Here is an 8,652-nt window from a genome sequence, read left to right as displayed (position 1 = left end):
TTCTTTGGGGGGGGGAAAAAAAAAAGTGTGATCGGGGGAGGACCAGGGCGAAAAGAGAAAAGAGGGGGGGGGGGGGGGGGGGGCCTGTGGGGGGGTTTGGGGGCGCGCAGCGCGCCGAACAAAACCCCCCCCCCGCGGCCTGCTCAGCGGCCCGTCCGGGCCTGTCCGGCGGGGATCCGCCGGACAGGCCCTAGGCGGCGGGCAGGGCGTCCAGGGCGGAGCGCAGCCGGCGCAGCGTCTCGGGGCGGCCGAGCAGCTCCATCGACTCGAACAGCGGCGGGGAGACCCGGCGGCCGGTGACGGCCACCCGCAGCGGCGTGAAGGCGAACTTGGGCTTGATGCCCAGGCCCTCCACCAGCGCCTCGCGCAGCGCGGCCTGAACCGGTTCCGGGGTGAAGTCCGCGAGCTCCTCCAGCGCCTTGACGCTGGCCTCCAGCACCGGGCGGGCATCCGCGTTGAGCACCTTGGCGGCGTCGTCCGGGTCGACGGTGAAGTCGGCCGGGTCGACGAACAGGAAGCCGGCCATGTTGACGATCTCGCTCAGCACGACCATCCGCTCCTGGGTGAGCGGCGCGACCTTGGCGAGCAGGTCCAGCTGCTCGGCGGTCGGCTCGGCCGGCAGCAGGCCGGGGGCCTGCAGGAACGGCACCAGGCGCCGAACGAAGTCCTCCGGGGCCAGCCGGCGGACGTGCTCGGCGTTGATCGCCTCGCACTTCTTCAGGTCGAAGCGCGCCGGGTTGGCGTTCACCTTGGCGACGTCGAAGGCGGCGACCATCTCGTCCATGTCGAACAGGTCGCGGTCCTCGGCCAGCGACCAGCCCAGCAGGGACAGGTAGTTGAGCAGGCCCTCGCGGATGAAGCCGCGCTCGCGGTACATGTTGAGCGAGGACTGCGGGTCGCGCTTGGAGAGCTTCTTGTTGCCCTCGCCCATCACGTACGGCAGGTGGCCGAAGCGCGGGGTGAGGCCGGCGCCGACGCCGATCTCGGCGAGCGCGGCGTACAGCGCGATCTGCCGCGGGGTGGAGGAGAGCAGGTCCTCGCCGCGCAGCACGTGGGTGATGCCCATCAGGGCGTCGTCCACCGGGTTGACCAGGGTGTACAGCGGGGCGCCGTTGGCCCGGACGATGCCGTAGTCCGGCACGTTCTCCGGCTCGAAGGTGAGCGTGCCGCGGACCAGGTCGTCGAAGCTGATGGTCTCGTCGGGCATCCGGAAGCGCAGGATCGGCTCGCGGTTCTCCAGCTTGTAGACGGCGACCTGGTCGTCCGTCAGGTTCCGGCAGTGGCCGTCGTAGCCGGAGGGCTTGCCGGCCGCGCGGGCCGCCTCGCGGCGGGCGTCCAGCTCCTCGGTGCTGCAGTAGCAGTAGTAGGCGTGGCCGGCCTCGTGCAGGCGGCGGGCGACATCGGCGTAGATGTCCATCCGCTGCGACTGGCGGTACGGCGCGTGCGGGCCGCCGACCTCCGGGCCCTCGTCCCAGTCGAGGCCGAGCCAGCGCATGGCCTCGAGCAGCTGGTCGTACGACTCCTCGGAGTCGCGGGCGGAGTCGGTGTCCTCGATCCGGAAGACCATGGTGCCGCCGGTGTGGCGGGCGTAGGCCCAGTTGAAGAGGGCAGTGCGGACCATGCCCACGTGGGGGTTGCCGGTCGGGGAGGGACAGAAGCGAACCCGGACGGCCGGGTCAGTGTTAGCCACGCTTGATCACCTTGTTGGTGAGAGTGCCGATGCCTTCGATGGAGACGGCGACCTCGTCGCCGACGTTGAGGGGGCCCACCCCTGCGGGCGTGCCGGTGAGGATGACGTCGCCGGGCAGCAGCGTCATGGCCTCGGAGATGTGGACGATCAGCTCGGCGACCGAGCGGACCATCAGGGAGGTGCGGCCGGTCTGGCGCAGCTCGCCGTTGACCGTGCAGGTGATCGCGAGGTCACCCGGGTCGAGGTCGGTCTCGATCCACGGGCCCAGCGGGCAGGCCGTGTCGAAGCCCTTGGCCCGCGCCCACTGGCCCTCGCGCTGCTGGACGTCCCGGGCGGTGACGTCGTTGGCGCAGGTGTAGCCGAGGATCACCTCGGGCACCCGGTCCAGCGGCACCTCGCGGCACATCCGGCCGATCACCACGGCGAGTTCGGCCTCGTGGTGGACGTCCGAGGAGAACGGCGGGTACGCGATGCTCTCGGTCGGGCCGATCACCGAGGTGGAGGGCTTGAAGAAGGTGAGCGGGGCCTCCGGGACTTCGTTGCCCAGCTCCGCCGCGTGCGCCGCGTAGTTGCGGCCGACCGCCACGATCTTGTTGGGGAGCATCGGGCTGAGCAGCCGGACGTCCTGGAAGCGGTAGCTCTCGCCGGTGGGCTGGGGTTGGCCGAACGGGTGGCCGGCCAGCGCGTGGACGACCAGCGAGTCGGGCTGGGAAGGGTCCCCCTCCACCACGCCGAAGGAGACGCTGCCGGCGGCAGGGCTCCCTTCCCGGACGGAAAACCTGGCAATGCGCACGGCTGGGCTACCCCTCGCTTCGTCGGCCGCCCGGGGCGCCCCCGGGCGCTGCTGGGCGCCTCGCCCTCCGTGGGCGCGGCCCCGTCAATCGTCGTCCAGGCTATCGCGTGGGGCCCCTCCGGACCGCTTTGCCCCTGTTCAGCGTGGTTGGGGCGGGTTGTGCCCCGAGCCGTCGGGCCAGAAGCGCCCGGAGGCGAGCGGGCGAATCCCCGCCCCGAGCCGAAGGGGCGCGCCGGTACCGAAAGGGAGAAGCGACCAGCGAGGCACGAGCGCCGGAGCGCCGACCGTCGGCACCGGGCCGGAGCGCCCCGGAGGCGAGCGGGCGAATCACCGAGGGCGCCGTGAACCACGCGGGTGCGGGGTCCACGGCGCCCTCGGTGGAGCGCCTGCCGGGTCAGTCCTGGACGACGACCACGGGGGCGACCATCAGCTGGGTGCGGCGCGGGTTGGCCGTGCTGGCCGGCAGCTCGGTGCCGTACGTGACGACGTCCTCGGGCTTGCGGGCGCCCGGGATCTTGCTGAAGTCCTCGACCGAGGCCAGCGTGGTCCGGCGCGGGTTCGCCGTGGAGCGGCAGGACAGCGTGGACTTGGTGGCCTTCTTCGCCAGGGACATCGAGAGCACCTCGTGGTCGTGGCCGGGCGGATCCGCGGGGGACCGGCACCGGCCTGAGTGGTTCCGATTGATTCGGAGGGGATCTGGGCAGGCTGATCGGGGCCGTGCTCCGGAGACAGCCAGGTTACGAGATCTCATTCCACAGAGACCGTGACCAAAGCTACACATTAGTCTGTGATTTTGCTCACAAATCAATATGCAAATCGCAGATATCCGACATATCGCCGCATCAGATTTTCCCGACAATCCATCCATAACGGGCATTCCGGCAGGTCTGCGACTCTTTTCGATCTACGGCCTGGTTGGCATGTATCCGGCGAGTGTCCGAAAAAGGCGGTATTCCGGTCCGGTTACCGCACAGTCAGTGAAACGACGCATGCGGTCGGTAGTACCGGGCACCTGGTTCCAGCGGCCCTTGTTGGGATTCCCCGGCTGTGCTGGAATGCCACGGACCGTGGGTAGGGAGTACTCCACCCCGGCGACCCGCTCTCCCGGACCGGCCGGGGTGCGGATGGAAACTCGACACCGTCCAGGCCGTGGCGACGCGGCGGGACGCCCGGTCCAGAGGTTGCGACGCCAGTGCAGGGACGTTTCAAAAGGGGTAGCGGCGCCGCGGGCAACCCGGAGTCGCGCGAGCCTGTGGCAGCCCCTCAACAGGCGGCGGCCCCCGGCGGCCCGGCCGACCCGATGACGCCAGAGTCCCCCGGCCGTCCGGAGGAGGACGGCCAGGACCACAAGTCCACCCGGGACAAGCTCCGGACCACCCTGACCAGGCGACGCGCCACCGGTCTGAGCCGGCTCGCGATGCGCAACTGGCGCATCCGCACCCGCCTGATCGCCCTGCTCGCGCTCCCCGTCCTGGTCTCGCTGGTCCTCGGCGGCCTGCGGATCCAGACCTCGCTGGAGAACTCGCAGCAACTCGCCCAGATGGCCAACCTGTCCGACCTGGCCAAGAAGGCGACCAACCTCGCGGACGCCCTGCAGACCGAGCGCGACCTCAGCGCCGGCTACATCACCAACCGTCCGAACGACCCGCTCGACGACGACATCGTCGCGTCCCGCAAGTCCACCGACGACCTCAGCCGCACCTTCACCGCCTCCTCCGACAAGTTCGAGAACCTCGAGCTCTCCGGCGGCAAGGCCCTGCTGTTCCAGATCCGCAAGGACCTGAACTCGATCGCGGACGCCCGGAACACGCCGTACCAGAACAACCAGAACATCCAGGCGACGATCACCGCCTACGACGTGATCATCCGCGACCTGCTGTCCATCACCCAGGACATCGCGCTCGCCTCGAACAACACGGACCTGCTGGTCGCCACCCGCGCCCTGCAGCAGTTCTCGCTGGCCAAGGACGCCACCTCGCAGCAACGCGCGCTGATCAGCGCCGGTCTCGCCAACCCCAAGGGGCCCGACCTCAGCCCCAGTGACGAGTCCTTCGGCATCCGCCTGCGCACCTCGTACGACAACTCGCTGACGAGTTTCAACAACATCTACACCGCGCACGACCTGGACAACCTGCGCGGACAGCTGAGCTACAACAACGTGGTCGCCGAGGCCGACCGCTACTCGCGCTCGATCCTCCAGCCCAGCGGTATCCACCAGACCGAGCCGGTCTCGTACAAGGACTGGTACGAGAAGGCCAGCGCCAAGATCACCGCCGAGCGCCGGATCGAGTCCAAGCTGATCGAGGACCTCGACGGAAAGGCCCAGGACCTGCAGTCCCAGGCCGACACCGAGGCCCTGATCATCGGTGCCGCCGTCGCCCTGACCCTGCTCGTCGCCCTCGGTGGCGCCGGTCTGATCGCCCGCTCGATGGTGCGCTCGCTGACCCGCCTGCAGGCCGCGGCCGAGGACGTCGCCGAGCGCCGTCTGCCCGAGCTGGTCAAGACCCTCTCCGAGAGCGACCCGCACGACGTCGACACCACGGTCGAGCCGGTCGCCGTCGACTCGACCGACGAGATCGGCCACGTGGCGCACGCCTTCGACATGGTGCACAGCGAGGCCGTCCGCCTCGCCGCCGAGCAGGCCCTCCTGCGAGGCAACATCAACGCGATGTTCACCAACCTCTCGCGCCGCAGTCAGGGCCTCATCCAGCGCCAGCTGTCGCTGATCTCCGAGCTGGAGAGCCGCGAGGCCGACCCGGACCAGCTGGCCAACCTGTTCAAGCTGGACCACCTCGCGACCCGCATGCGCCGCAACGGTGAAAACCTCCTCGTCCTCGCCGGTGAGGACCCGGGCCGCCGCTGGACCAGGCCCGTCCCGCTCGTCGACGTGCTCCGCGCCGCCGCCTCCGAGGTGGAGCAGTACGAGCGCATCGAGCTCGCCGCCGTCCCGTCGGCCGAGGTCGCCGGCCGCGTCGTCAACGACCTCGTCCACCTGCTCGCCGAGCTGCTCGAGAACGCCACCTCGTTCTCCAGCCCGCAGACCCGCGTCCGGGTCACCGGCCACGCGCTGCCGGACGGCCGGGTGCTGGTCGAGATCCACGACACCGGCATCGGCCTGAGCCCGGACGACCTCGCCGACATCAACGAGCGCCTCGCCAACCCGCCGACGGTGGACGTCTCCGTCTCCCGCCGCATGGGCCTCTTCGTGGTCGGCCGCCTGTCCCTGCGACACGGCATCCGGATCCAGCTGCGCCCGAGCGACTCCGGCGGCACCACCGCGCTGGTCATGCTCCCGGTCGACGTCACCAACTCCGCCGAGCGCCGCGGCCCCGGCCGTCCCGGCCCCGGCCAGGGCAAGCAGCAGCGCGGGGTCGCCCCGACGCCGCGCCAGCAGCGCCAGGTCCAGCCCGGCCGCCAGGGCGGCCCGGCCGCGCTCGGCCAGGGCCCGACGGGCGCCGCCCCGCAGGGCGGCCGTCCGCAGCTCGGCCAGGGCGGCCCGGCGGCTCCGGCCGCGCCGACCGCTCCGACCGCTCCGGGTGCGGCGACCGGCCCGGGTGCGCCCGGTGGCCGCGCCGGCGGGCTGCCGACCCGCCAGGTCGGCCGGTCGCTGCGCGACAACCCGGTCCCCGCTCAGCAGGGCCAGGGCCAGCAGGCCCCCGGTCGGCAGCCCCAGGGTCAGCAGGGTCAGGGCCAGCCGCCCCAGGGCCAGCAGGGTCAGGGCCAGCCGCAGCAGTCGCCGCAGGGCGGTCTGCCGCAGCGGGCCCCGGGCCGTCAGGGCCCGCCGAAGAACGGCCTGAACGGTCTGCCCCGCCGCGGCCAGGGCCGCCCCGGCCAGGAACGTCCGAACACCGGCGGCGAACTCGACGGCGCTCCGGCGCCGCGGACCGCCGAGCAGCCCCAGCACGGCCGCCCGGGCGGTCCCGGTGTGCCGCAGCAGGGCGCCCGTCCGGGCAACCGTCCGCAGGACGGCCTGCCGCAGCGGGCCCCGGGCCGTCAGGGCCCCCAGGGCCCCGGTGCCCCCGGCCAGCAGGGTCCGCAGGGTCCGCAGGGCCAGCGCCGTCCGCAGCGCCCCGGCCCGGACGCGCCGCGCCGCGACCGCCAGCCGCAGCTGCCCCCGCAGCAGCCGGCCCAGCCGCTGCCGTCGGCCGAGCCGTCGCCGGTGGAGAGCACCCAGCAGTTCGCCCGGCCGCGCTTCGAGGCCAGCCAGATCGACCCGCGCGACCCGCTGGGCCTCGGCCTGGTGGAGCCGGTGCTGCCGAACGTGCCGAACCCGGCCCAGCCGCAGTCCCAGCCGCGTCCGGAGCAGGCCCCGGCTCCGCAGCAGCAGCGTCAGCGGCAGGAGCCGATGGCCCTGCCGACCGGCCCGTCCGAGGCGACCGGCGAGCAGCCCTGGCCCCCGCAGCAGGGCGAGGCCCAGCCGCAGGCACCGCAGCAGGCCCGTTCGCGCCCGTACCAGCCGCGTCGGCCCGGCACCTCCGCGCCGGACCTCCAGTCGCAGGCACCGCAGCAGGCCCGGGCCCCGCGGGCCCAGGCCCCGCAGCAGCAGCCGCAGCCGCAGCAGGCCCAGCCCCAGCAGGCGCAGGCCCAGCAGCAGCAGCCGCAGCCCCAGCCCCAGCAGCCGGGCGTCGGCGAAGCGCCCTGGCGCCCGTCCGCGAACGACGAGCGCTGGCGCCGGGCCGAGCAGGTCCGCGAGCCCTCGACCAGCGGTGTCACGATGTCCGGCCTCCCCCGCCGGACCCCGCAGGCCAACCTGGTCTCCGGCACCGCCGAGGCCTCGCCGCTGACCGGTCCGCAGGTCTCCCGGGCCCCCGAGGAGGTCCGCGGCCGCCTGACCAACCTGCGCCGCGGCATCCAGCAGGGCCGCCGGGCCGGGGCCGAGCAGGCCGCCAACCAGGCGGGCTTCCAGCATGGTGCCCAGCAGCCCGGATTCGATAGTTTCGGTGGCCGGAGCGACGGCAACGGCGCAGATCACCAGGAGCGTTGAGTTGAACCAGATGAGCCAGGCCGCACAGAACCTGAACTGGCTGATCACCAATTTCGTGGACAACACCCCCGGGGTGTCCCACACCGTGGTGGTCTCCGCGGACGGCCTCCTGCTGTGCATGTCGGAAGGCTTCCCGCGCGACCGCGCCGACCAGCTCGCCGCCGTCGCCTCCGGCCTCACCTCCCTCACCTCCGGCGCCAGCCGGATCTTCGAAGGCGGCGAGGTCAACCAGACCGTCGTCGAGATGGAGCGCGGCTTCCTGTTCCTCATGGCCATCAGCGACGGCTCCGCCCTCGCCGTCCTGGCCAGCCCCGACTCCGACATCGGCCTCGTCGGCTACGAAATGGCCCTGCTCGTCGACCGAGCCGGCGCCGTCCTCACCCCCGCACTTCGCGCGGAACTCCAGGGCAGTCTCCTGCACTGACCGGAACCCGCGCGGATCCACCCACCGTTCCACCCGCACCGGGTCCGACCCGACCGGACCCGGTGTCTCACCCTCAGCTACCCTCAGGCAGCTGATCCCGCCTCAGCTGGCACCGCCCCAGCTGGAACCGGCTGCCCAAGGCTGCAGCACTAGGAGGACCCATGACCCCGCCCTCGACACCCGCCGGCCCGTACGGCAGCGGGTACGGCAGCGGCTACGGCGGCCAGCAGTCCGACGGCTACGAGCAGCAGCCGCTGGTCCGCCCGTACGCGATGACCGGTGGCCGGACCCGCCCGCGGTACCAGCTCGCGATCGAGGCCCTGATCTCGACCACGGGCTCGGCCGAGCGGACCGGCGGGCTGCTGCCCGAGCACGCCCGGATCGTCAACCTCTGCCGTGAGGTCAAGTCCATCGCGGAGATCTCCGCACTGGCCGGCGTGCCGCTCGGTGTGGCCCGCATCCTCGTGGCCGACCTGGCCGAGGCCGGTCTCGTCGCCATCCACCAGCCCGCCGCCGCGGGCGAGTCGGGCGGAACGCCCGATGTCACGCTGCTCGAAAGGGTCCTCAGTGGACTTCGCAAGCTCTAACGCGGCCGCCTCCACCCGCGCCACCACCTCCGCGAAGATCGTCATCGCGGGCGGCTTCGGTGTCGGCAAGACCACGATGGTCGGCGCCGTCTCCGAGATCAACCCCCTGCGCACCGAAGCCGTCATGACCTCGGCCTCCGCCGGCATCGACGACATCAGCCACGTCTCCGGCAA

The 8,652-nt window shown here is 72.2% G+C and carries 6 protein-coding genes and 1 pseudogene; 4 read left to right on the top strand and 3 right to left on the bottom strand.

Annotation, left to right across the window (positions count from 1 at the left end):
* Positions 1 to 190: 190 nt before the first annotated feature.
* From gltX to ACFQ87_RS22860, 3 genes are all read right to left on the bottom strand, one after another.
* Positions 191 to 1,690 carry a glutamate--tRNA ligase gene (gene gltX / locus ACFQ87_RS22870; RefSeq protein ID WP_380612650.1) on the bottom strand — a complete coding sequence of 500 codons (1,500 nt, stop codon included), beginning with the start codon at positions 1,688 to 1,690 and terminating at the stop codon, positions 191 to 193.
* On the bottom strand, positions 1,683 to 2,483 hold the full coding sequence (locus tag ACFQ87_RS22865) for a fumarylacetoacetate hydrolase family protein (RefSeq protein ID WP_380612649.1): 801 nt from the start codon (positions 2,481 to 2,483) through the stop codon (positions 1,683 to 1,685). The genes gltX and ACFQ87_RS22865 overlap by 8 nt, the downstream gene beginning before the upstream one ends.
* 394 nt (positions 2,484 to 2,877) lie before the next feature.
* Positions 2,878 to 3,096, bottom strand: a complete 219-nt coding sequence (locus ACFQ87_RS22860; protein ID WP_380612648.1) for a hypothetical protein — start codon at positions 3,094 to 3,096, stop codon at positions 2,878 to 2,880.
* 639 nt (positions 3,097 to 3,735) lie between these two features.
* Between ACFQ87_RS22860 and ACFQ87_RS22855 the strand changes: the two genes are divergently transcribed.
* The 4 genes and pseudogenes from ACFQ87_RS22855 to ACFQ87_RS22840 form a co-directional block, all read left to right on the top strand.
* Positions 3,736 to 7,467, top strand: coding sequence for a nitrate- and nitrite sensing domain-containing protein (locus ACFQ87_RS22855; protein WP_380612647.1), 3,732 nt, complete (start codon positions 3,736 to 3,738; stop codon positions 7,465 to 7,467).
* Positions 7,468 to 7,477: 10 nt separating this feature from the next.
* Entirely contained in the window at positions 7,478 to 7,891 is a 414-nt protein-coding gene (locus tag ACFQ87_RS22850; RefSeq protein ID WP_097236138.1) for a roadblock/LC7 domain-containing protein, read from the top strand.
* Between the two features lie 161 nt (positions 7,892 to 8,052).
* Positions 8,053 to 8,478, top strand: a complete 426-nt coding sequence (locus ACFQ87_RS22845; RefSeq protein WP_030248215.1) for a DUF742 domain-containing protein — start codon at positions 8,053 to 8,055, stop codon at positions 8,476 to 8,478.
* Positions 8,459 to 8,652: pseudogene (locus ACFQ87_RS22840) on the top strand (ATP-binding protein); the annotation flags it as partial. The gene ACFQ87_RS22845 and the pseudogene ACFQ87_RS22840, both read left to right, overlap by 20 nt.

This window comes from Kitasatospora sp. NPDC056531 (genome assembly GCF_042794375.1).
Lineage (GTDB): Bacteria > Actinomycetota > Actinomycetes > Streptomycetales > Streptomycetaceae > Kitasatospora.
Note: the sequence above shows the minus strand (reverse complement) of the source record. Positions and strands in the feature narration are given on the sequence as shown.